This is a genomic window from Saccharothrix carnea, assembly GCF_003014735.1.
GTDB classification, from domain to species: Bacteria; Actinomycetota; Actinomycetes; order Mycobacteriales; family Pseudonocardiaceae; genus Actinosynnema; species Actinosynnema carneum.
Genome location: NZ_PYAX01000001.1, coordinates 579,922 through 602,528, shown reverse-complemented (window position 1 = coordinate 602,528; position 22,607 = coordinate 579,922). Strand labels below are relative to the sequence as shown.

Sequence of the window (22,607 nt, the reverse complement as noted above, 5' to 3'; positions counted from 1 at the left end):
GAATTCAGTCCTCGAAGTCGCCGACCGCGCGGCGGACCTTCGCCAGCAGGTCGGTCAGCTGCTCGGTCTGCCGCTCGGTCAGCCCGCGCAACCCGAACCCGACGTCGGTCACGGCTTCGGTGGCGGCCTCGCGCCGGGCGTGCCCGGCCTCGGTGATCTCCACCAGGGTGGTGCGCCGGTCGGTGGGGTGGGGGTTGCGGCGCACGAGTCCGTCGGCTTCCAGCCGGTCCACGATGTTCGTGACGCTGGTCGGGTGCAGTTGGAGGCGTTCGCCCATGACCCGCATCGGCAGGCTGCCCGTGCGGGCGAACGTCAACAGCACCAGCGCCTCGAACCGCGCGAACGTCAGCCCGTGCGGCTTGAGGGCGGCGTCCACGGCGGACTGGATGATCTGCTGTACTCGCATGACGCTGGTGACCGCCGCCATCGCCGTCGACGGTCCGATCCGCTTCTCCCACAGCTCGGCGGCGCGCGCGATGGGGTCGAACGGCAGCGGCTGGGACGTCATGCGCCGAAGCTACCAGTGGGTACCCCGACCAGGAGGCAGAAGTGCTCGTCGCGTTCAGTGTCAGCCCGCTCGGCGGGGAGTCCGAAGGGGTGGCGGAGGCCGTCGCCCAGGCCGTGCGGGTGGTCCGCGAGTCCGGTCTGCCCAACGAGACCAACGCCATGTTCACGCTGGTCGAGGGCGAGTGGGACGAGGTGATGGCGGTGGTGAAGAAGGCGGCGGAGGTCGTGCAGGCCACCGCGCCGCGGGTCAGCCTGGTGCTCAAGGCGGACATCCGGCCGGGGTGGACGGGTCAGCTCACGGCCAAGGTGGAGCGGCTCGAACAACACCTCCCCACCGACGAGGGTCACTGACGAATAGTCGGACGTCCAACTAAAGTCGGTGCGCATGGAACCGAGGGAGCTGTGGGTCCGCTTCGAGACCTACCACGACGTCACGTACTTCTCGCCCGAGTCGCGGGCGGTGACCGACGCGCTGGGCTGCAAGGGCGGCTGGATGGGCTACTTCGGCCAGCGCGCGGCACCGCTGGGCGCGGTGCCGCCGGAGGTCGTGACCGCCGCGTTCTTCAGCTTCCACCCGCGCATGGTGGCCCGTGCGCTGCCCGACGCGTGGGACGTGGCCAGTCCCGCCCGGTTCCTGGAAGCCCGGCTGGAGGGCGTCGACCGGGCCCTGCGGCGGATGCTGGCGAGCCTGGACGTCGCCGAGGCCGCCGACCTGGCCGGGCAGGCGGCCGAGGCGGTGCCGCCGGCGGGACGCGTGCTGGGCGCGGCGAACCGCGCGCTGCCCGTGCCGGACGAGCCGCACCTGGCCCTGTGGCAGGCGTGCACGACGCTGCGCGAGTCGCGTGGTGACGGCCACATCGCCGCGCTGGTGGCCGCCGACCTGGGCCCGTGCGAGACGTTGGTGCTGTTCAGCGCCGACAAGGGCCTCGACCCGGCCTACATGCGCACCGCGCGCGGCTGGTCGGAGGAGGAGTGGCGGGAAGCCGAAGCGGCACTCACCGAGCGCGGTTTGCTGGACGGCGGCCTCACGCCGGCGGGTCGGGCGCTGCGCGAGGACGTCGAACGCCGCACCGATGAGGCCGCCACCCGTCCGTGGGACGTTCTGGGCGCGGCGGGCACCGCCCGTTTCGTCGAGTTGACGACGCCGATCGCGCTCCGCCTGGGACGTCTCAACGAGGCCATGCGGACCAACCCGATGGCGATCGACCCGGTCGCGCAACTCCCCGGCTAGCCGCGCGCGGCCCACCGCCGCACTCGTGCCAGGATGGAAGGCGTGACAAGGCCAGACCCCCGAAAGACCGCCGCACTGTCCGCCGCGCTGTCCGGGGCGGTCGACCTCGGCGCGCTGAAGGCCCGGGCCGACGCCGCGAGGCAGCGTGCCACCACCCCACCCCCGTCGTCCGGTACCGGTCCCGGCCCGGTCGGCGGCGGTTCGGACGCCGGTCCGAGCCCGTGGGTGCTGGACGTCACCGAGGCGACGTTCCAGTCGGTCGTCGAGCGCTCCCTGGACGTTCCGGTCGTCGTCGAGCTGACCGCGTCGTGGAGCCCCGAGGCGGGCCAGCTCTCACCCGTGCTGGAACGCGCCGCCAGGGCGTCCGGCGGCACCTGGCTGCTGGCCAGGGTCGACCTGGACGCCAGCCCGCGCATCGGCCAGGTGTTCGGCGTGCAGTCCGTGCCGACCGTGGTCGCGATCGCCGGCGGCCAGCCCATCGACGCCTTCGCCGGTCCGCTGCCGGAGGCCGAGTTCGGCCAGTGGATCACCCGCCTGCTGGACGCCCTGCGCGACCGCCTGCCGGGCATCAAGGCGGCTGAAGCGAACCACGCCGGTCAGCCCGGTGAGGAGCCCGCGGGCGAACCGGAAGACCCCCGCTTCACCGCCGCGGAAGAGGCATTCGAGCAGGGCGACTTCGCCGCCGCCGAGGCCGCGTACGAGGCGATCCTGGCCGCTGAGCCGGCCAACGCCGAGGCGAAGGCGGCCCTGGCGCAGGTGAGGTTCACGGCTCGGGCCGAGGCGGTGCCCGCGGACGCCATCACCAAGGCCGACGCCAATCCGGAGGACGTCGACGCCCAGCTGGCGGCGGCCGACCTGGAGCTGGCGACGAACGACGTCGACCAGGCGTTCAAGCGCCTGGTCGACACGGTCCGCCGGGTCTACGGCGAGGACCGCGACCGGGTTCGTGAACACCTGGTGGGCCTGTTCGAGCTCTTCCCGCCGGACGACGACCGGGTCGCCAAGGCCCGTCGCAACCTGGCCAGCGCCCTGTTCTGACCCACCGCTCGCACACCACTCCTGGCAGGGGTCCTGTTCGCAGGGCCCCTGCCGGGCGTCTTCGGCCTCAGCCCGCGTACTTGCGGGTGCACAACCCGGCACCCTGGTAGAAGCCGTCGCGGAAAGCCTCGACGCGGGCGAAGCCGGACGGCACGACGGTCCCGTTCACGTCGGCCGCGATCAGGCTCTTGTCCGCCAGCAGCTCGGCCACCGCCTCGTCCAGGTCACCGGACGACAAGCGCAGCTTCGCCCCGTTCTGGTTCGTCGTCCCGGCCCAGGCCCCGGTCAGGCACGCCGTCCGCAGCCCGGCCGCCGGTCCTTCCAACCCGTACCCGGTCGCCTTCTGGATCGACAGCGCGAACCGCGACGCGATCTCGGCGAACGCGGCGAAGTCGCCGATCCCGCCCTTCTGCCCGCGCTTCGGCGGCGTGCCGATCTTCACCAGGTCGGGCAGGTCGACGGAGATCGTGTTCGTGGACGGGCAGTACGCGGCGGGCGAGGTGTCGCCGCCGTCGGTGCACGCGGCGGCGGGGCTCGTGGTCAACGTGGGCGGGGTGGCGGCGGCGTCCTTGAAAGCCGAGCGCAGCGACTCCTCGAGCAGTTCGAGCGAACGGTCGTCGTCCACCTTCAGGTTGCCCTTGCCCTGCCCGGTGTCCCTGTCCTCCGAGTCGAACTTCTGCTGCGTGATCCGCGCCTTGATCTCGGCGTCGTCGATCTGCGCGCACCGCGTCGGATCACCGGCGAACCCGAACTGGAACGCCGCCACCCGGTCGAACGCGCTGCCGTGCGCACCCTGCTTCTCGGCCGACGTGCCCGCCGCGTCCCGGATGAAGAACATCGTCGCCAGCACCTGGTTCAGCCCCGGCCCGGTCGAGATCCGGAAGTGCTTGGACTTGCCCTCGGCCACCCAGCGGAAGAAGTTGCCCGCGAAGCAGTCCGCCTGCTGCTCCTTGATGATCGACGGCGTGGCCTGGTTGATGCCGCTGATGTCACCGAGCTTGTACTGGACCGCGTGACCCATCTCGTGCGCGAGCACGGTCACCACCGACATCGGTCCGAACGCGTCGTCCAGCATGGGCAGCAGCTCACCGCGGTCCCACGCGATCGAGTCGTCCAACGAGCAGTAGAACGCGTTCGCCACCCCGGCCGTGTTGGTCCGGCAGATGTCGACGCCCTTGCCGTTGGAGTCGTAGGACACCAGCCGCTTGACCGGCTCGAACTCCTTGCCGAACCGGGCGGGCAGCTGCTCGGCCCAGTACTCCTCGACGTCGGCCAGCGTGTTGATGGCCAGCCGGTCCATCTCGCCGCCGTCGCCGTTCTCCACCTGCAGGTCGGCGTCCGGCACACCGGGCTTCGCGCCGCTCTCGCCGGTGGTGATCTCCAGCCCGGCCACCTTGGTGACGTCGGGCCGTTCCGACCGGCCCTGCCCGGTCACCGTCTGGGTGCACCCGGTCAGCGCCAACGCGGCGGCCATCGTCGCCGCAACCCAAGCCCGTCGAGCCATGCCCAAGCCCCATCCCCGGTCGTGCCGTTCCGAGCCCGAACCCTACTTGGCCCGCCCGCGCGGTCAGGCCAAACCGCAGGCTTTGGTGCCCTCGAACACGCCGCCGCGGAACACCTCGACCCGCTTGAACCCCGGTTCGAGCGCCGCCGACCCCGTCGCGTCCCGGGCCGCGTAGTCGTAGGCCAGCAGCACCTGCACCGCCTCGTCCAGGTCACCGGGGGAGAGCCCGAACCCCTTCTGCCGGGTGAACACCTCCCGCGTGTACGCCCCGGCCAGGCACAACGCGCCGGCGGCGGCCTCCTCGCCCTCGAGGTCGACGTCCACGGCGGCCATCGCGGCCATCGCGTAACGGCTCGCCAGCAGCACGCCGGTGGCGTAGTCGCCGATCTCGGCGTGCAGCTCGGGCAGGTCGGCCTCGACCTCGATCTCCACCGACTTCTCCGCCGGGCAGTACGCCACCGGCCCCTGGTCGCCGGAGCAGTCCGGCTCCTCCTCGGTGGGGGTGGCCTTCGGCTCGGTCCACGTCTTGCCGGACTGCTCGACCAGCGTCTTGTAGTACAGGTTCAGATCGGGGGTGACGTTCTCCAGCATCTCGTCGAACGGCAGGTTGCCGCCGCGGTCGCGGTCGTCGGCGGAGGTGAACGCCTGCTGGGTGAACACCCGGTTCTCGATCGACATCTCCGCGCAGAACCCGGTGCCCTGCTGGTAGCCGTCCTGGAACGCGGACACCCGGTCGAACGCGTTGCCGTGCGCGGACCGGTCGCTCGCCGAGGTGCCCACCGGGTCCCGGAACGTGACCAGCGCGCCGAGCGCCGAGTCCAGCGTGTCGGTGCCGATGTCGAGGTGCTCGGACTTGCCGTCGTTGACCCACTTGATGAACGCGCCCGCGAAGCAGTCGGCCATCGCCTCGGTGAGGATCGTGGGGAACCGCCGCGGCTCGCGCCGTTCGGCTTCGGGCGTGATGCCCATCCGGTTCTGCACGGCGTGGCCCATCTCGTGGGCCAGCACGATCACCACGGCGGCGTCGCCGAAGCGGTCCTTGAGCACGGGCAGCAGCGCGGCCCGGTCCCAGGCGATGGCGTCGGCGCTGGGGCAGTAGAACGCGTTGCCCTCGACGTCGCTCGCCTTCTCCGTGCACGGCGGCGGCTTGGCGGACGCGTCGGAGGTGTCGACGGAGTAGATGCCGCCCTCGATCGGCTCCCACGGCTTGTCGAACGTGTCCGGGAACGCTTCCTGCCAGAACGTGTCGACGTCGGTGATCGCGGTGGCCGCGAGCTGGTCGATGGGACCGCCGTCGGTGCCCCTGATGAAGCCCGGGTCGACCTTGCCCTTGGTGACGGTCTCGCCCGCCACCGGTTTGCCCGGGATCACCTGGGCGCACGCGCCAACCGTGAGCAGGACCGCCGCCAGCAGGACCAGCCGAGCCGATACGAGCCGCATTGACCCATTGTGCCTGCCGGGAACCCCTACGGGTTCGTGTTCGACGGCACCGCCGGATCACGGGTTCGCGTCGCCCACCGGGTCAGCGCGGGCACGGGCGCGACCGCGACCAGGAAGATCACCGCCACGGCCAACCAGCCGCCCGCGCCGAACCCGCCGAGCGCGAACGTGAAGACGGCCGGCCCGAACAGCTGCACGGTGGCCGTCGCCGCCTCGTTCACCCCTTGGTACGCGCCCCGCGCGTCGTCACGCATCAGTTCCACCGACAGGCCCCAGTTCGCCGCCACGTAACCGAGTTCGCCGACCACGTGCAGCACCGCCGCGACCACCACGACCGTCACGCCCACCGCACCCGAACCGCCCGCCGTGGTGGCGAGCAAAGCGCAGCTCGCGGCCAGCACGACCCCGGATCGCACGGCCGTGCGTGCCGCTCGGGACGGCGTGCGGGCGAACCGCGCGAACGGCACCTGGAACACGGCGATGCCCACCGAGCTGACGACCACCACCACACCGCCCAGCGCGAGCGGCAGGTCCGTGGACCGGGACAGCCACAGCGGCAGGCCGGTCGACAGCATCGCCCAGCACAGCGACAGGACCGAGGTGACCCCGACGACGGCCAGGTACGGGCGGTCGCGCAACACGACACGTGCCCGGGGCGTGGCGCTGATCGACGGTTTCCGCACGGCGAGCGCCGTCACGGCCAGCACGGCGAAGGTGAGCGCGTTGCCGGTGATCGCCCACGCGTAGGCGGACGGGCTGTCGGCGGTCAGCACGAGCGCGCCGACCCCGGCCCCGATCGCGTAGCCGACGTGCTGCGCCACCCGCAACCGCGCCAACGCCCGCAGCCTGGCCGCGTTGTCGGCCACCAGACCCGCGACCAACGCGGTGCGCACGGCGTTGCCGCCGTTGGCGGGTGCGGTGAACGCCACCGTGGCCGCGAGGAACGCCCACGTGCCGTCCACGACCAGGTAGGACGCCATGGCCACGGCCCGCACGAGGGTGATCGCGGCCAGCACCACCCTCGGGTCGAAGCGGTCGGCCAACGCGCCGAGCGGCACCGCCGCCAGCAAGCCGGCCGCCCCGGCCACCGCCATCACGACACCGACCGTGACCAGCGGCAACCCGAGGACTCGGGTGAAGAAGAGCGCCCACGTGGTGAACCACAGGCCGTCGCCGAGCGCCGAGACACCGCGTCCCCACAGCAGTAGACCCATCGGCATTCACCCTTCACGGCTCCGTGAACTGTCACCGTAACGGGCGCTGTGGTGAGTCGCAATCGGGGTTCACGGCATTGTGCAGGGTGCTAGCGTGGACGTGTGGCGGGATGGATCGACTCCGGCAACGCCGTCCAGGCGTCGGTCGTCGGGCTGGCGCGCGAGCTGTCCGACCCGGTCCGGCTCACGGCGCTGCAACTGCTCGCCGCCGAGGGCCCGCACACGATGGTGCAGCTCGCCGACGCCATGGGCGTCACGCCGCCGCGCCTGGGCAACCACCTGGCCCGACTGCGCGCGGCGGGCCTCGTCACGGTCGAGCACACCGGCCGGCACGCCGTCTACCGCGTCACCCGACCGGAGATCGCCGACGTCCTCACCGCACTGGCCCGTTACGCCCACCACGACGGTCTCGCCACGCCACCGCGCACGTCATCGCCGGTCGACGTCGCGCACACGTGCTACGACCACGCGGCCGGCCGCCTGGGCATCGCCGTGTTCGCCACCCTGGTCGACGGCGGTGCGCTCGACCCGCCCGACGGGCGCACCGGCGAACTCGCGCTGGGCGCCGACCTGACCGCGTTGCACCGCCTCGGTGTCGACCCGGACGCCGTCGCGCCGCGCCGCCGCCTGGCGCTGGCGTGCCTGGACCGCACGCACCGCGTGCCGCACCTGGGCGGCGACCTCGGCCGGCTCGTGCTGGACGCGTTCGTGGCGGACGACCTGGTGCGCCGTCAGGAGGGCACCAGGGAACTCCTGGTCACCGCACGGGGCGTCGAACGCCTGCCCGTGCTGCTGCCGGGCTTCACACCGGCGACGTGACGCCCCGCACCGCCCACGCCCGCGCGGCGAGCCGGATGGAGCCGTCCGGGTCGGTGGGCAGGCGGGTGCGGAGCAGGTCGCGGAGGGCGCGGCGCCGGTCCTCGGGCAGCGACGCGGTGTAGCCGGGCGCCGGTCCCTGGCCGCCGAGGAACGGGCGCCAGAAGTCGTCGAAGTCGGCGAACACGGTGGGCACCTCCAACGCGTCCACGCGCACCGAGCCCAGCCCGGCGTCGTGCCACAGCGCCCGCAGCGGTTCGGGTCGGCAGATCGGGAAGCGCCTGCCCTCGTCCAGCGTCGTCGCGGCGGGGTCGAGGGCGGTGGCGGCGTCCCAGAAGTGCCGGGTGGTCGCCATGCCCTCGGCGTAGTCCCAGACGTAGGCGGCGACCACACCGCCGGGCGCGGCGACCCTCGTGCACTCGGCCAGCGCCCGCACCGGGTCCGGCACGAAGTTGAGCGCGAGCCCGCTGACCACGGCGTCGAACGTGTCGTCGGGCAGCGGCAACGACCGGGCGTCACCCACGTGGAAGGCCGTGCGCGGGTCGGCGACCCGGTGCTTCGCCGTGGCAAGGAACCCCTCGGACGGGTCGACCCCGACGACCTCGACCGGCTGCGCCACCTCCAACACCGCCGTCGTCAACGCCCCCGTCCCGCAACCGACGTCCAACCACCGCCGCCCGGCCGGCACGTCCAACAGGCGGAGGAACCGCCGCGCCACCGGCGCGCTCCAACGCCCGACGTAAGCCTCGTACGCCTCGCCGACCGCCCACACCTCGTCCGCCATGGGGCTCAGCATGGCAGGGCGACCCCACGGCGTCGGCCCGAACACCGAACCGACGTGCACCCAGTTCCCACCCGAACCCGCCGCAGCAGCGTCCCCTCCTCCGTGGGCCGCCGCTCATCCCGGCCACCTCTCGCGGTTCATGCGCGGTCTCGTTCACCCCTCCGCGGCTCCCGCGTTGCTCGCTCGGGCAAGAGCGGCTCGGAGAAACTCGGGCATCCGCAGCGTGGCAGGCAGGGCCGGTCGGCGACACCGTTCCCGTTCCGCGGTACGGCGCGGCCCCGGAGTTGTCCACAGACCACGTGCCGGCGCCACCGCGCTGTCGTACCCCTGTGGCAGGGTAAAAGCGGGGGTCCCCTGGGCGGGGACCCCCGCGAAGCGCGGCGCTAGGCCGGTCAGGTGTTGTCCAGCGCGGTCCGGTCCGGGGTCGGGTCGGTGACGTCGGTCGGGGCCGAGGCGGTATCGAGGCTGCCGGTGACACTGGTCGGGTCGGCGGCGGCCTCGACGGTGTCGGCGCTGGTGACGGTGGTGGTGGGCATCGGGGTTTCCGGTGCCAGCCAGAGGACGCCCGCCGGCGGTAGTTGCAGGACCGCCGAGGCCGGGCGGCCGTGCCACGGGTGGTCCTCGGCCTCGACCACGCCGAAGTTGCCGACACCGGACCCGCCGTAGACCTCCGAGTCCGTGTTCACCACCTCGCGCCACCGGCCGGCGACCGGCAGGCCCACCCGGTAGTCGTGGTGCGGCATGCCGGCGAAGTTGGCCACGCACGCGAGCACCGAGCCGTCCTCACCGATCCGCAGGAAGCTCAGCACGTTGCCCGCCGAGTCGTTCGCGTCGATCCACGAGAACCCCTCGGGACGGTTGTCCGCGCTGTACAACGCGGGCGAGCCCTTGTACACCCGGTTCAGGTCGCCGATCAGCCTATGCAGGCCGCTGTGCAGCGGCGACTCCAGCAGGTGCCAGTCCAGCGACCGGCCCTCCGACCACTCCTCCCGCTGCCCGAACTCGCCGCCCATGAACAGCAGCTGCTTGCCCGGGTGCGCCCACATGAACGCCAGCAGCGACCGCAGCCCCGCGGCCTTGTTCCAGTCGTCACCGGGCATCCGCTGCCACAGCGACCCCTTGCCGTGCACGACCTCGTCGTGCGACAGCGGCAGCACGAAGTTCTCGCTCCACGCGTACACCAGCGAGAACGTGATCTCGTTGTGGTGGAACGACCGGTGGATGGGCTCGCGCGACAGGTAGTGCAGCGAGTCGTGCATCCAGCCCATGTTCCACTTGAACCCGAACCCGAGGCCGCCCAGGTGCGTCGGCCGCGACACGCCCGGCCACGCCGTCGACTCCTCGGCCACCATCACCACACCGGGGTGGCGCTTGTAGACGGTCGCGTTCAGCTCCTGCAGGAACCGCACCGCGTCGAGGTTCTCCCGGCCGCCGTACTGGTTGGGCAGCCACTGCCCTTCCTGCCGCGAGTAGTCCAGGTACAGCATCGAGGCCACCGCGTCGACCCGCAGGCCGTCGATGTGGAACTCCTCGATCCAGTACAGGGCGTTGGCGACCAGGAAGTTGCGCACCTCGTTGCGCCCGAAGTCGAACACCAGCGTGCCCCAGTCGGGGTGCTCACCGCGGCGCGGGTCCTCGTGCTCGTAGAGCGCGCTGCCGTCGAACCGGGCCAACGCCCAGGAGTCCTTCGGGAAGTGGGCGGGCACCCAGTCCATGATCACGCCGACGCCGCGCTGGTGCAGCACGTCCACGAAGTGCCGGAAGTCGTCCGGCGAGCCGAACCGCGAGGTCGGCGCGTAGTACGACGTCACCTGGTAGCCCCACGACCCGCCGAACGGGTGCTCGGCCACCGGCATCAGCTCCACGTGCGTGAACCCGGCGCCGACCACGTAGTCCGCCAGCTCGTCGGCCAGCTCCCGGTACCCCAACCCGGGCTTCCACGAGCCCAGGTGCACCTCGTACACGCTCATCGGCGCGTTGATCCACTGCGTGGCGTCGCGCTTGGCCTCCCACTCCGCGTCACCCCACTCGTGCGCGGACCGGGTGACGACCGACGCCGTCGCGGGCGGTGTCTCGGTCGCGAACGCCATCGGGTCGGCCTTCTCGTGCCACCCGCCGTCCCGGCCGAGGATGCGGAACTTGTACCGGGTGCCCTCCGTGATGCCGGGGATGAAGACCTCCCACACCCCGGACGAGCCCAGCGACCGCATCGGGTTCGCCCGCCCGTCCCAGCCGTCGAAGTCGCCGCACACCCGCACACCGCGCGCGGTCGGGGCCCACACCGCGAACGAGACACCCGAGACGGTGCCGTTGGGCGTGTCGTAGGTGCGCACCCGCGCGCCCAGCACGTCCCACAGCCGTTCGTGCCGACCCTCGCCGATCAGGTGCAGGTCCAGCTCGCCGACAGTCGGCAGCCACCGGTACGGGTCGTCCACCTCGACGACGTCGTCGCCGTACTCGACCTCCAGGTGGTAGTCGCCCGCCGGGTGCTCGGGCAGCTCGCCCTCGAACAACCCGTCGGTGACCCGGTCCAGCTCGAAGCGCTTGTCACCCGCGATCACGGCCACCGCGGTCGCCCCCGGCCGCAGCGCCCGCGCGACCACGCCCTCGGGGACGTGGTGCACGCCGAGCACCGAGTGCGGGTCGTGGTGCGCCCCGGCCAGCAACCGGTCGACGTCCTCGGGCGAGATCATGACTGCACCGCTCCCTCTCCAGTGATCCGCGCGATCGACGACAACGGGACCGTCAACCACTCCGGCCTGTTCGCGTGCTCGTACGCGACCTCGTACACGGCCTTGTCCAGCTCGAACGCCCGCAGCAGGTGGCCGCGCTTGCGCGGGTCGCCGACCGACTCCGACGCCGCCTCCGCGTAGCCCTCGGTGAACGCCGCGCGGTTGCGCCGCGCCCACTCCAGCGCCCGCACGGTCAGCTGGTTGTCCTCCGGCTGGCCGACCAGGAGCTGGTGGGCCGCGTAGTCGAAGGATCGCAGCATCCCCGCGACGTCGCGCAACGGTGAGCGCAGCTCGGTCCGCTCGGCGATCGGCGAACCGGGCTCGCCCTCGAAGTCGATCAGCAGCCAGCCCTGCACGGTCCGCAGCACCTGGCCGAGGTGCAGGTCGCCGTGGATGTGCTGCACGGCCACCGCGTCCGGGGTGTCCCTGGCCTGCTCGAACGCCTCCCGCAACGCGGGCACGTACGGCCGCAGCTCGGGCACCGCGGCGACCACCTCGTCCAGCCGCGACACCATCGCCCGCACGGTCCGCTCGATGTCCTCGGCGTCCGCGTGCTGCGTGCCGAGTGCGCGCTCGAGGTCCGCGTGCACGGTGGCCACGGCCTGTCCGAGCCGCTGCGCCTCGCCCGCGAAGTCGCCGCCCACCTCGTCGGCGTGCAGGTCGGCCTCGGCCATCAGGTCCCGCACGCTCGTGGTGGCCATCGCCCAGCCGTCCACCGCGTCCGGCATGAACTGCTGCAACATGCCGACGGTCGTGGTCTGGCCGTCCAGCCTGCCGGTGATCGACCCGAGCGGCTGGGCGATGTGCTCGCACCCGACCTGGCGCAACGCCCGGTGCAGCACCAGGTCCGGGTTGTCGCCGTAGGTCAGCTTGCGGAACAGCTTGAGGATGTACTGGCTGCCGAACACGATCGAGGTGTTGGACTGCTCGGACGTGATCGGCCTGCCGCGCAGCCCGGTCTGCAGCTCCACGTCAGGCTCGTGCGCGAACCGCAGGCCCTCGATCTCGGCGCCCTCGGCGATCAGGTCGAGCAGCGCGCCGGTCAGCTCCGGCACGTGCGTCGCGTCGTAGTTGTCCACGTGGTCGGTGACCAGCAGCTGGTACGGCTCGCGCCGGTCCGGCTGCTCGACCTCCACCACCAGGTGCACCAGCACCGGCTCCTCGGCCCGCAGCACCGCCGTGCGCAGCGGTCGGATCGAGGTGACCGGGCGGTCCTTGCCGCCGAACCACCGCTGCGCGGGCAACCACTCGGGCAGCTCGGCCATCACCTTGTCGACCAGGTCGTGCGGTTCGGTCACGTCCATCACCTCGGCTCGCTGTCGTCGCCGGCTTCCACTAGCTGGAACCAGTAGAAGCCGTGACCGGGCAGGGTCAGCAGGTAGGGCAGGTCACCCACGGTGGGGAACACCACTCCGCCGGTCAGCTCCACGGGCCTGCTGCCGTGGTGCTCCGACAGGTCCAGCTCGACCGGCTGCGGGAACCGCGACAGGTTGTTCACGCACAGCACCACGTCCTCGTGGCCGTCCGGTCGCAGCCACCGCCGCCGGTAGGCCAGCACGCTCGGGTTGGAGCCGCCCAGGTCGGTGAAGTCGCCCTCGGCGAACGCGTGGTGCTGCTTGCGCACCTCGATCATCCGCCGGGTCCAGTGCAGCAGCGACGACTGGTTGTTCAGCTGGGCCTCGACGTTGAGCGCCTGGTAGCCGTACACCGGGTCCATGATCACCGGCAGGTAGATCCGTCCCGGGTCGCAGCTGGAGAACCCCGCGTTGCGGTCCGGTGTCCACTGCATCGGCGTGCGCACCGCGTCGCGGTCACCCAGCCAGATGTTGTCGCCCATGCCGATCTCGTCGCCGTAGTACAGGACCGGCGAGCCGGGCAGCGACAGCAGCATCGCGGTGAACAGCTCCTGCTGGTTGCGGTCGTTCTCCAGCAGCGGCGCCAGGCGTCGTCTGATGCCGATGTTCGCCTTCATCCGCGGGTCCTTGGCGTACTCCGCGTACATGTAGTCGCGCTCTTCGTCGGTGACCATCTCCAGCGTCAACTCGTCGTGGTTGCGCAGGAAGATGCCCCACTGGCAGCCGTCCGGGATCTGCGGCGTCTGCGCCAGGATCTCCGAGATCGGGAACCGCGACTCCCGCCGCACGGCCATGAAGATGCGCGGCATCAGCGGGAAGTGGAACGCCATGTGGCACTCGTCGCCGCCGACCTCGGGGTTGCCGAAGTACTCGACCACGTCGGACGGCCACTGGTTGGCCTCCGCGAGCAGCACCCGGCCCGGGTACTCGTCGTCCACGACCTTGCGGCAGCGCTTGAGGAAGTCGTGCGTGCGCGGCAGGTTCTCGCAGTTCGTGCCCTCCGACTCGAACAGGTACGGCACGGCGTCGAGCCGGAACCCGTCGATGCCCAGGTCGAGCCAGAACCGCAGCGTGTCCAGCATGGCTTCCTGGACGTGCGGGTTCTCGAAGTTCAGGTCGGGTTGGTGGGAGAAGAACCGGTGCCAGTAGAACTGGCCGCGCACCGGGTCGTAGGTCCAGTTGGACGACTCGGTGTCGACGAAGATGATCCGCGCGTCCGCGTAGCGCTGGTCGTCGTCGCTCCACACGTAGTAGTCGCCGTAGGGGCCGTCCGGGTCGGTGCGCGACTGCTGGAACCACGGGTGCGCGTCGCTGGTGTGGTTGAGCACCAGGTCGGTGATCACCCGGATGCCGCGCCGGTGCGCCTCGTCCAGCAGGTACACGAAGTCCTCGACCGAGCCGAACTCCGGCAGCACCGCGCGGAAGTCGGAGATGTCGTAGCCGCCGTCGCGCAGCGGCGAGGCGTAGAACGGCGGCAGCCACAGGCAGTCGACGCCGAGCCATTCCAGGTAGTCCAGCCGGGACGCCAGGCCCCGCAGGTCACCGGTGCCGTCGCCGTTCGAGTCGCTGAACGCGCGCACGAGCACCTCGTAGAACACCGCGCCCTTGAACCAGTCGCGCTCGCGCGGCACGAGCTTGGCCGACCGGAAGTCCTCGGCCTGCGGTTCGACCAGCAGGCCGTCGGCGCCGATGGCCTCGCCGGTGTGCGGCACGTTCTCCAGGCCTACCAGCGCGGCGTCGGGTCGGGCCTCTTCTTGCATGTGTGCTCCACCTCGTCCCACCTCATTGGGGGTGCGTTCGGTCGCCCCTCGTGCTCTTCGGCGGGCACGGGGGCTCGGTAAAAGGGGACCGGGCTGAGTTGTTCGCTAGCTGCTGAACCGTGCCCTAGGAGAACCTGCGTTGGACGCTCACGACGTGCGCCGCGGCGCGCCAGGGTTCCAGGCGGACGTAGTTGGCCTGACCCCAGTCCCAGGTCTCCCCGGACACCTCGTCGTGCGCGATCAGCCGCTCGTGCCAGTCGACGCCGAGCGCGGGCAGGTCCAGCCAGACGGTGCCGTCCTGCGCGGTGTGCGGATCCAGGTTGACCACGACGACGACCGTGTCGCCGGTGCCCGGGTCCTGCTTGGAGTAGGCGATCAACGCCGGGTTGTCGACGTGGTGGAACCGGAGTGTTCGCATCTGCTGCAGCGCCGGGTGCGCCCGGCGGATCGCGTTCAGCTTGCGCAACCACGGTTCCAGCGACCGTCCCTCGGCCACCGCCGCCGCGTAGTCGCGGGGACGGAGCTGGTACTTCTCCGAGTTCAGGTACTCCTCGCTGCCCGGACGCACGGCTTCGTGCTCGAACAGCTCGTAGCCCGAGTACACGCCCCAGGTCGGCGCCATCGTCGCCGCCAGCGCCGCGCGCAGCGCGAACATGCCCGGACCGCCGTGCTGCAGCGATTCGTGCAGGATGTCGGGGGTGTTCACGAACAGGTTGGGCCGCGCTTCGTCCCAGTGCTCGACCAGTTCGGTGCCGAACTCGGTCAGCTCCTCCTTGGTCGTGCGCCAGGTGAAGTAGGTGTAGCTCTGCGTGAAGCCGAGCTTGGCCAGGCCGTACAGGCGGGCCGGCCGGGTGAAGGCCTCGGACAGGAACAGCACGTCCGGGTGGCGGTCCTTGACCGCCCAGATCAGCCACGCCCAGAAGTCCGGCGGCTTGGTGTGCGGGTTGTCGACCCGGAAGATCCGCACCCCGTGGTCCACCCAGTGCAGCACGACGCGCAGCACCTCGTTGTAGATGCCCTGCGGGTCGTTGTCGAAGTTGACCGGGTAGATGTCCTGGTACTTCTTCGGCGGGTTCTCCGCGTAGGCGATCGAGCCGTCCGGCCGGGTGGTGAACCACTCGGGGTTCTTCAGCACCCACGGGTGGTCGGGTGCGCACTGCAGCGCCAGGTCGAGCGCCACTTCGAGGTTCAGCTCGCGGGCGCGGGCCACGAACGCGTCGAAGTCCTCGATCGTGCCCAGCTCGGGGTGGATCGCGTCGTGCCCGCCCTCGTCCGCGCCGATGGCCCAGGTCGAGCCGGGGTCGTCCTCGGTGGCGGTGAGCGTGTTGTTCGGGCCCTTGCGGTTCACCCTCCCGATCGGGTGGATCGGGGGCAGGTAGGCGACGTCGAAGCCCATGGCCGCGACGCGGTCCAGCTCCTTGGCCGCGGTGACGAACGTGCCGTGCACCGGCACGCCCGACTCGTCCACGCCGCCCGTGCTGCGGGGGAAGAACTCGTACCAGGACCCGAACGCCGCCCGCTTGCGGTCGACCCACACCTTCTGCGGCTTGCCCTTGGTGATCAGCTCGCGGACCGGGTGGTCGTGCATGATCCGCCGGACGTCGCCCGCCAGCGCGGGCGCGACCCGCTCGGCGAGGGGGCGGTGCTCGTCGCGCAGCGCGGTGGCCGCGTTGACCAGCAGCGGCTTGTCCTTGCGCCGGTCCGGGCGGCGGCTGACCCGGTCGAGCAGCAGCGCGCCGGTTTCCAGGTCGTTCGCCAGGTCGTCGGCGCTCTGGCCGGCGGCGATCTTCACCTCGACGGCGTGCTGCCAGGTGCTCCAGGGGTCGCTCCAGGCGTCCACGCGGAACGTCCAGGCGCCCTCCCCGTCCGGCACGATCGTGGCGGCCCAGCGGTCCAGGCCCACGCCCCGCGGCACCATCCGGGTTTGTCTGGCGACCCGGTCGTTCGGGCCCCGCCACACGACCGTGGCGGCCACGGCGTCGTGGCCCTCGCGCCACACCGTGGCCTCGACCGGGACGTGTTCGCCCACCACGGCCTTCGCCGGGTAGCGACCGCCGCTCACGGTCGGGGAGACCTCGTCGATTCCGAGTCGTCCGCTCATCGGCAGCGCCCCTCTCACCTGGTGTGACGCGTGCACGTGCAAGTCTGCCCGCAGTGATCGGACCAGCCGTCACCGGGACCCGTACCTGCTGTTCCTACCCCTTCTGGTTGGATTGCACACTTGGCGGTGGCGTCCGTCCCGCGATGGAAGAGCAGATTCCCAGGTCGTGATCAGCTCTCGCGTCAAGCCACGCCGGGACCGATCGGGCGATCTTTGATCACACGGTCGTGGTGGTGATCGCCGTCGTCGTCACGCAGCGGCAGCCGTGGTGCCGTTTGCGCACTGTGGCCGAAATAACTTGCGGCGCGCCGTTTCCGCTGGTGGGGCTGGATCGGTCCCTGCATCGGTTCGGGTGACCGTTGTCCCGCACCGCTGGATGGGGGATAAGGTCCGACGCCATGCGAGCACTTCGCCGGTTCACCGTCCGAGCCAGTCTGCCCGAGCCGCTGGCGGCCCTGGGCACCCTCGCCACGAACCTGCGCTGGACGTGGCACCAGCCCACCCAGGACCTGTTCGCGTCGGTCGACCCCGAGTCGTGGGCCGAGAGCGGCGACCCGTTGCGGCTGCTGTCCGTGGTCGCGCCCGAACGCCTCGAAGCGCTCTCCCGTGACGAGCAGTTCCTCGCGCACGCCCGCGCCCTGGCCGACGACCTGCACCGCTACACCACCGGACCCCGCTGGTTCCAGCGCCGCCAGGACGAGATCGCGCAGCGCCGCGAGCACGGCCACCACGACCCGCACCCCCTGCCGAACGCCATCGCCTACTTCTCGATGGAGTTCGGCGTCACGGAGGCGCTGCCGAACTACTCCGGCGGCCTCGGCGTGCTGGCGGGCGACCACCTCAAGGCGGCCTCCGACCTGGGCGTGCCGCTGATCGCGGTCGGCCTGCTCTACCGGTCCGGCTACTTCCGCCAGGCGCTGTCCCTGGACGGCTGGCAGATCGAGCACTACCCGGTCCTCGACCCGCGCGGCCTGCCGCTGGAGCTGCTCACCGAGCCGTCCGGCGCGCCGATCCTGGTGCACGTCGCCATGCCCGGCGACCGGGTGCTGCGGGCCAAGGTGTGGAAGGCACAGGTCGGCCGCATCCCGCTGCTGCTGCTCGACTCCGACGTGGAGGAGAACGACGAGGACCTGCGCGGCGTCACCGACCGCCTGTACGGCGGCGACCAGGACCACCGCATCCGGCAGGAGATCCTGGCCGGCGTCGGCGGCGTCCGCGCCGTGCGCACGTACTGCGACCTGACCGGCCACCCCGCGCCCGAGGTGTTCCACACCAACGAGGGCCACGCGGGCTTCCTCGGCCTGGAACGCATCCGCGAACTGGTCACCGGCGAGGGCCTGGACTTCGACCAGGCGTTGGCGGCGGTCCGCGCGGGCACGGTGTTCACCACGCACACGCCGGTCCCGGCGGGCATCGACCGGTTCCCCGTCGACCTGGTGCAGCACTACTTCGGCGCCGAGACGCTGCTGCCGGGCGTGAACACCCAGCGCATCCTCGCGCTGGGCGCCGAGGACAACCCCGGCCTGTTCAACATGGCGCACATGGGCCTGCGGCTCGCGCAGCGCGCCAACGGCGTCTCCAAGCTGCACGGCACGGTCAGCCGGGACATGTTCCGCGCCCTGTGGCCCGGGTTCGACGCCTCGGAGGTGCCGATCGGCTCGGTCACCAACGGCGTGCACGGCCCGACCTGGGCGGCGACCGAGATGAGCAGGCTCGTCGGCGACACGGAGGACTCCGGCGTCGGCCTGCACGGGTTCGAGCCGGTCACCGACCAGCGGCTGTGGGAGCTGCGCAACGACCTGCGCGCCAAGCTCGTCGACGAGGTCCGCCGCCGCACCCGCGCGTCGTGGCTGCAGCGCGGCGCGTCGGCGCTGGAGCTGGGCTGGACCGACTCGGTGTTCGACCCGGACGTGCTGACCGTGGGCTTCGCCCGCCGCGTGCCGACCTACAAGCGGCTCACGCTGATGCTGCGTGACGCGGACCGGTTGCGCGCGCTGCTGCTGCACCCCGAACGGCCGGTGCAGCTGGTCGTGGCGGGCAAGTCGCACCCGGCCGACGACGGCGGCAAGGCGTTGATCCAGCAGATCGTGCGGTTCGCCGACGACGCGGGCGTGCGGCACCGGATCGTGTTCCTGCCCGACTACGACATGTCCATGGCCCGGTACCTGTACTGGGGCTGCGACGTGTGGCTGAACAACCCGATGCGCCCGCTGGAGGCGTGCGGCACGTCCGGCATGAAGTCGGCGTTGAACGGCGGGCTGAACCTGTCGATCCGCGACGGCTGGTGGGACGAGCTGTACGACGGCAGCAACGGCTGGGCCATCCCGACCGCGGACGGCGTCACGGACCCGACCCGGCGGGACGACCTGGAGGCCGCCGCGCTGTACGACCTGCTCGGCAGCCAGGTCGCGCCGCTGTTCTACGACCGCGGTGAGGACGGCGTGCCGACCCGGTGGCTGGCCATGGTGCGGCACACGCTGGCGTCGCTCGGCCCGGCCGTGCAGGCGTCGCGGATGGTGCGCGAGTACGTGGAGAAGCTGTACGCGCCCGCCGCGTCGTCGGCCTCCTCGGTGGTCGGCGAGGGTTTCCGGGGCGCGAAGGAGCTGGCCGCGTACCGGCAGCGGCTGCGGGCGTCGTGGACGCGGGTGCGGGTGCTGGACTCGGAGATGTCGCTGAACGGGTCGGCCACGCCGAAGCTCGGCGCGCCGGTCGGCGTGCGGGCGCGGGTGGAGCTGGCCGGGCTGGAACCGTCCGAAGTGGACGTGCAGGTGGCGCTGGGCCGGGTCGGCGACTCCGACGAGCTGTACGACGTGGTCACGCACGGGATGCGTTACGCGGGCAACGGCAACTACGAGATCGAGGTGCCGCTGCCGCACGCGGGCGCGGTCGGCTACACGGTGCGCGTGTTGCCGCGGCACGACCTGCTCGCGTCACCCGCGGAACTCGGCCGGGTCGTGCTGGCGGGCTGACACCGCTCGACCGGATGACCGTCGACGTGACCGGCGGTCATCCGGTTCGGCGTAGTTTCACCCTTTCTCCCGGGTTTTCTACCGTCGGGTGAACTCGGCTCGTTCGCCGCGAGGTGCCGGGGTGTTCGTGCCTACGCTTTGCGGCGTGAGGAAATTCGCGACGATCGGCACGGTGCTCGCCGTGGTGCTCGCCGTGGCCGTCATCCCGGCCGCGTCGGCACAACGGCACTCGGCGGAACCTCCCGCCGCGTGCGCGGGACTGGTCACCCAGCTCGCGGACACGCTGAAGAAGGCCATCGAGCCGTTGGCCGCGAACCCGCCCGCACCGGACAAGGTCGCCGCGCCGCTGGGTGACGTGCTCCGGTTGCTGGTGGCGATGACGGCGGCGAAGTGCCTGCCCACGCCGCCGACGTCCGCTCCGGCGGAAGTCCGGGCGCACGGGCCGGAGCTGTGCCTGTCCCAGGCCATGGCGGTGTTCGCCGGGCTGTTCAGCGTGCTGAGCAAGGTCGTGCCCGGTGCGGTGGCGCCGGACCCGGGGAAGCTGCGCGGTGAGGTGCAGGCGTGGTTGAAGGCGGTGGCCGACGCGGTGCAGACGTGCGGACTGCCCGCGCCGCCAGACGGGATGCCGACCATGCCGAATCCGCCCGCGTAGCGCTGGTCAGGAGATGTTGAGCCGGGCCGTGGTTTCCGCGACCCGGGGCATCCAGCCGGCGAGCTGTTGTGCCTCGACCAGGGTCGCGCGTGCCGCCGCGTTGTCACCGGCCGCCATCTGCGCGCGGGCGATCGTGGCGAGGGCGTCGGCGCGGGCCAGCCCGGTCTCGCTGGTGGCCTTGGCCTGCGTGGCGAGGGTGAGGGCGGCGGCGTGGTCCTCCTCGATCAGGGCCAGTTGCGCCAACGTGCCCGTGCAGCGGTAGCGCGGGTAGCCGAGGCTCATCGCACCGTCTGCGGCTCGTCTCGCGGCGGGCACGCCGACCTCCGCGGGCAGTTGGCCGCCCTCGACGGCGTTGGCGGTGGAGCTGGCCATCGCCGCCAGGACGAACGCCATGTCGCGCGGTTCCAGGTCGCTGCGGCCCACCAGGCGGCTGATCAGGTGCAACGCCTCGCCGTACTGGGCGCGCAAGGTGAGCACGGCGGTCCGCGCGCCGATCGCGACCAGCAGCGTGGGGTGGCGTTCGACCAGTTCGTCGGCGATGGCCTCGGCCCGGTCGAGGTCGCCGACCGCCAGCGCGTCGGTCACCTCGTTGAGCAGCGGCGTCGCCTCGTACTCCGCGGTCGTGCGGGCCGACGCGCGGGGCAGGCCGAACAGGAACCAGCCGGGTGAGGTGGTGCCCGCGCCGCGTCGCGGCCACAGGCCGTTGACCAGCACCGCCGTGGCCGCGACGGCGAAACCGCGCAGGAACGGCTGGTCGGCGTCCGACCAGACCAGCGCGCCGAGCCAGACCACCACCACGACGGCCGTGGACAGCACCGCCGCCGTGAGGCCGGTGAACCACAGGCGACGGCGGACCGGCGCCTTGATCGACGTGAGGCCGACCGACATCAGCAGCGGGATCGTCCGCCAGACCACCCGCTGCTGGGGCCGCGTCCACGTGCGGATCTCACCGCCGACGCCGATCTCGACCAGCGACACCCGCACCCGGAACACCAGCGCGCCCACCAGCAGCCCGAGCTGAAGCACCGCGTGCAACGCCCACGCCCCGACCGCGGCCCCGCCGAACGTCGCGACACCCGGCCGCCAGACCACGAGGACGACCAGGGCCAGCCCGGTCAGCACTTTCCACACGACCAGGAGACGCGACCACCGCGCCCGCGGTTCCCGAACGTTCAACTCGGGGGTCCTGAACGTAGGACACGGTCGTTCCGAACGTAGGACACACGGGCGCTGAACGTACGACTCGCGCGTGTCCTACGTTCCGGTACCCCGAGTTGAACGCTCGGGACGGGCTAGGTGACGGCTTGGGTGGCGCCCGGGCGGACGGGGAGGCCGGCGGCGGCGTAGGCGCGGAAGCCGCCGACGAGGTCGGTGGCGCGGGGCAGGCCCACGCGTTGCAGGTCGCGGGCGGCCAGGCTGGAGGCGTAACCCTCGTTGCACAGCACGACCACGGTGGTGTCGGCGGTGAAGCCGGGGATCCGGTGCTCGCCGCCCGGGTCCAGCCGCCACTCCAGCACGATCCGCTCCACCGGGATCGAGCCGGGGATCTCACCCTCCGCCGCACGGTTGTGGTGCGGTCGGATGTCGACCACGAGCACGTCCGGCAACCCGGCCAGCTCCTCCGGCGACACCCGGCTCAACGACCGGCGCGCCTCCTCCAGCAACTCCTCGGCACTCACGGGCCCTCCTGGTCGGCCAGAACGCGCAGCTGCTCCAACGGCAGCCGCCGGGCGGGCAACGGCTCGATCTCCTGCGGGATGTCGGCGAGGCTGCGGTACTCCCGGGTCGGCACCAGCGGCGGGGAGTAGGCGTGCACGCTCGCCGCGCCCGCGGCACCCCGGTTCACCACCTGGTGCGCACGTCCGGCACCGAACCCCAGCGCGCTGCCCACGGGCCGCGAGGCACTGCGGATCGGCCCACCGGGGTAGCGGTAGTCCTCCGCCAGCTCGCCGGTGAGCACGGTGAACGAGCCCGCCGCGCCGCCGTGGTCGTGCGGCTCGGTGCCCTGACCGGGCAGCCAGCTCAGCAGCCACAGCTCGACGCCCTCGGTCAGCCCGAGCCGCGCCCACCAGCGGCGGTCCGGGTCGAACCGGAGGATGTCCAGCAACGGGGTGGTCAGCTCGGCGGCCACGGTCGAGGTCAGCTCACGCAGCTCGCGCGGCGTCCACAGGTCGCGTTCGGGGTGGATGATGTCGCGCAGGAACCGCACGTCCAGCTTCGGGTGCAGGTCGGCGCGCGCGATCGTCGCGGTCACGGTTGGTCGCTCCTGATGGCTACGGTTCGGGCGGGGTAGCGATCAAGACGCGACGCGGCGTCAACCCGATGAGCGGGACCGGCCACGTCGCGTCCGGCTACACCCGCACGACGCCACCAGCAGGAGGTCGATCGTGCGGTCGCACCAGGTCAGCAACGGGCGGGCCACGCCGGCATCGTGCCACGGATCCGCGATCCGCGGGCAGCGCTCTCACCAGGCAGGATTGCCTCGGGATCCGACAGTTCCGACA

At 71.8% G+C, this 22,607-nt stretch carries 18 protein-coding genes; 6 read left to right on the top strand and 12 right to left on the bottom strand.

Features of this window, described 5'->3' with window-relative positions:
* Positions 1-4: 4 nt before the first annotated feature.
* Positions 5-508 carry a MarR family winged helix-turn-helix transcriptional regulator gene (locus B0I31_RS02930; protein ID WP_106613691.1) on the bottom strand — a complete coding sequence of 168 codons (504 nt, stop codon included), beginning with the start codon at positions 506-508 and terminating at the stop codon, positions 5-7.
* A 41-nt stretch (positions 509-549) separates the two neighbouring features.
* Here B0I31_RS02930 and B0I31_RS02925 point away from each other — a divergent pair, with 41 nt between their 5' ends.
* Genes B0I31_RS02925 through B0I31_RS02915 form a run of 3 tightly spaced genes read left to right on the top strand, consistent with a single transcriptional unit; the run spans position 550 to position 2,776 of the window.
* Entirely contained in the window at positions 550-858 is a 309-nt protein-coding gene (locus B0I31_RS02925) for an MTH1187 family thiamine-binding protein (protein WP_106613690.1), read from the top strand.
* A 34-nt stretch (positions 859-892) separates the two neighbouring features.
* Positions 893-1,738 (top strand): SCO6745 family protein, encoded by an 846-nt coding sequence (locus tag B0I31_RS02920; protein ID WP_106613689.1) that lies wholly within the window; start codon positions 893-895, stop codon positions 1,736-1,738.
* Positions 1,739-1,780: 42 nt separating this feature from the next.
* Positions 1,781-2,776, top strand: coding sequence for a tetratricopeptide repeat protein (locus B0I31_RS02915; RefSeq protein WP_425444342.1), 996 nt, complete (start codon positions 1,781-1,783; stop codon positions 2,774-2,776).
* Positions 2,777-2,843: 67 nt separating this feature from the next.
* Here B0I31_RS02915 and B0I31_RS02910 read toward each other — a convergent pair whose 3' ends face one another.
* From B0I31_RS02910 to B0I31_RS02900, 3 genes are all read right to left on the bottom strand, one after another.
* Positions 2,844-4,280, bottom strand: coding sequence for a neutral zinc metallopeptidase (locus B0I31_RS02910; protein ID WP_106613687.1), 1,437 nt, complete (start codon positions 4,278-4,280; stop codon positions 2,844-2,846).
* 63 nt (positions 4,281-4,343) lie between these two features.
* The gene (locus B0I31_RS02905; protein WP_106613686.1) at positions 4,344-5,720 is read right to left on the bottom strand and encodes a neutral zinc metallopeptidase; all 1,377 of its coding nucleotides are present in this window, start codon (positions 5,718-5,720) and stop codon (positions 4,344-4,346) included.
* A gap of 26 nt (positions 5,721-5,746) precedes the next feature.
* On the bottom strand, positions 5,747-6,934 hold the full coding sequence (locus B0I31_RS02900) for an MFS transporter (protein WP_106613685.1): 1,188 nt from the start codon (positions 6,932-6,934) through the stop codon (positions 5,747-5,749).
* A gap of 102 nt (positions 6,935-7,036) precedes the next feature.
* On the opposite strand from B0I31_RS02900, the gene B0I31_RS02895 reads away from it, so the two are divergent.
* Positions 7,037-7,753 (top strand): ArsR/SmtB family transcription factor, encoded by a 717-nt coding sequence (locus tag B0I31_RS02895; protein WP_106613684.1) that lies wholly within the window; start codon positions 7,037-7,039, stop codon positions 7,751-7,753.
* On the opposite strand, the gene B0I31_RS02890 is transcribed toward B0I31_RS02895, so the two are convergent.
* The 5 genes from B0I31_RS02890 to B0I31_RS02870 all read right to left on the bottom strand — a co-directional run bounded on the left by B0I31_RS02890 (position 7,737) and on the right by B0I31_RS02870 (position 16,482).
* Entirely contained in the window at positions 7,737-8,534 is a 798-nt protein-coding gene (locus B0I31_RS02890) for a class I SAM-dependent methyltransferase (protein ID WP_106613683.1), read from the bottom strand. The genes B0I31_RS02895 and B0I31_RS02890 overlap by 17 nt on opposite strands.
* Positions 8,535-8,926: 392 nt before the next feature.
* A complete protein-coding gene (gene glgB, locus B0I31_RS02885) occupies positions 8,927-11,227 on the bottom strand; it encodes a 1,4-alpha-glucan branching protein GlgB (RefSeq protein WP_245949618.1) in 2,301 nt (766 codons plus the stop codon).
* Positions 11,224-12,564 carry a maltokinase N-terminal cap-like domain-containing protein gene (locus tag B0I31_RS02880; protein WP_106614012.1) on the bottom strand — a complete coding sequence of 447 codons (1,341 nt, stop codon included), beginning with the start codon at positions 12,562-12,564 and terminating at the stop codon, positions 11,224-11,226. Before B0I31_RS02880 ends, glgB begins: the two co-directional genes overlap by 4 nt.
* Positions 12,565-12,569: 5 nt before the next feature.
* A complete protein-coding gene (gene treS / locus B0I31_RS02875; protein WP_106613682.1) occupies positions 12,570-14,381 on the bottom strand; it encodes a maltose alpha-D-glucosyltransferase in 1,812 nt (603 codons plus the stop codon).
* A 124-nt stretch (positions 14,382-14,505) separates the two neighbouring features.
* Positions 14,506-16,482, bottom strand: coding sequence for an alpha-1,4-glucan--maltose-1-phosphate maltosyltransferase (locus B0I31_RS02870; protein ID WP_106613681.1), 1,977 nt, complete (start codon positions 16,480-16,482; stop codon positions 14,506-14,508).
* Positions 16,483-16,880: 398 nt separating this feature from the next.
* Here B0I31_RS02870 and glgP point away from each other — a divergent pair, with 398 nt between their 5' ends.
* A complete protein-coding gene (gene glgP / locus B0I31_RS02865; protein ID WP_106613680.1) occupies positions 16,881-19,451 on the top strand; it encodes an alpha-glucan family phosphorylase in 2,571 nt (856 codons plus the stop codon).
* 145 nt (positions 19,452-19,596) lie between these two features.
* Entirely contained in the window at positions 19,597-20,103 is a 507-nt protein-coding gene (locus tag B0I31_RS02860; RefSeq protein ID WP_106613679.1) for a hypothetical protein, read from the top strand.
* Between the two features lie 6 nt (positions 20,104-20,109).
* On the opposite strand, the gene B0I31_RS02855 is transcribed toward B0I31_RS02860, so the two are convergent.
* The 3 genes from B0I31_RS02855 to B0I31_RS02845 form a co-directional block, all read right to left on the bottom strand.
* Positions 20,110-21,279, bottom strand: coding sequence for a hypothetical protein (locus tag B0I31_RS02855; protein WP_245949617.1), 1,170 nt, complete (start codon positions 21,277-21,279; stop codon positions 20,110-20,112).
* Between the two features lie 116 nt (positions 21,280-21,395).
* Entirely contained in the window at positions 21,396-21,782 is a 387-nt protein-coding gene (locus B0I31_RS02850) for a rhodanese-like domain-containing protein (RefSeq protein ID WP_106613678.1), read from the bottom strand.
* Positions 21,779-22,357, bottom strand: a complete 579-nt coding sequence (locus B0I31_RS02845; RefSeq protein WP_106613677.1) for a cysteine dioxygenase — start codon at positions 22,355-22,357, stop codon at positions 21,779-21,781. Before B0I31_RS02845 ends, B0I31_RS02850 begins: the two co-directional genes overlap by 4 nt.
* Positions 22,358-22,607: the final 250 nt, after the last annotated feature.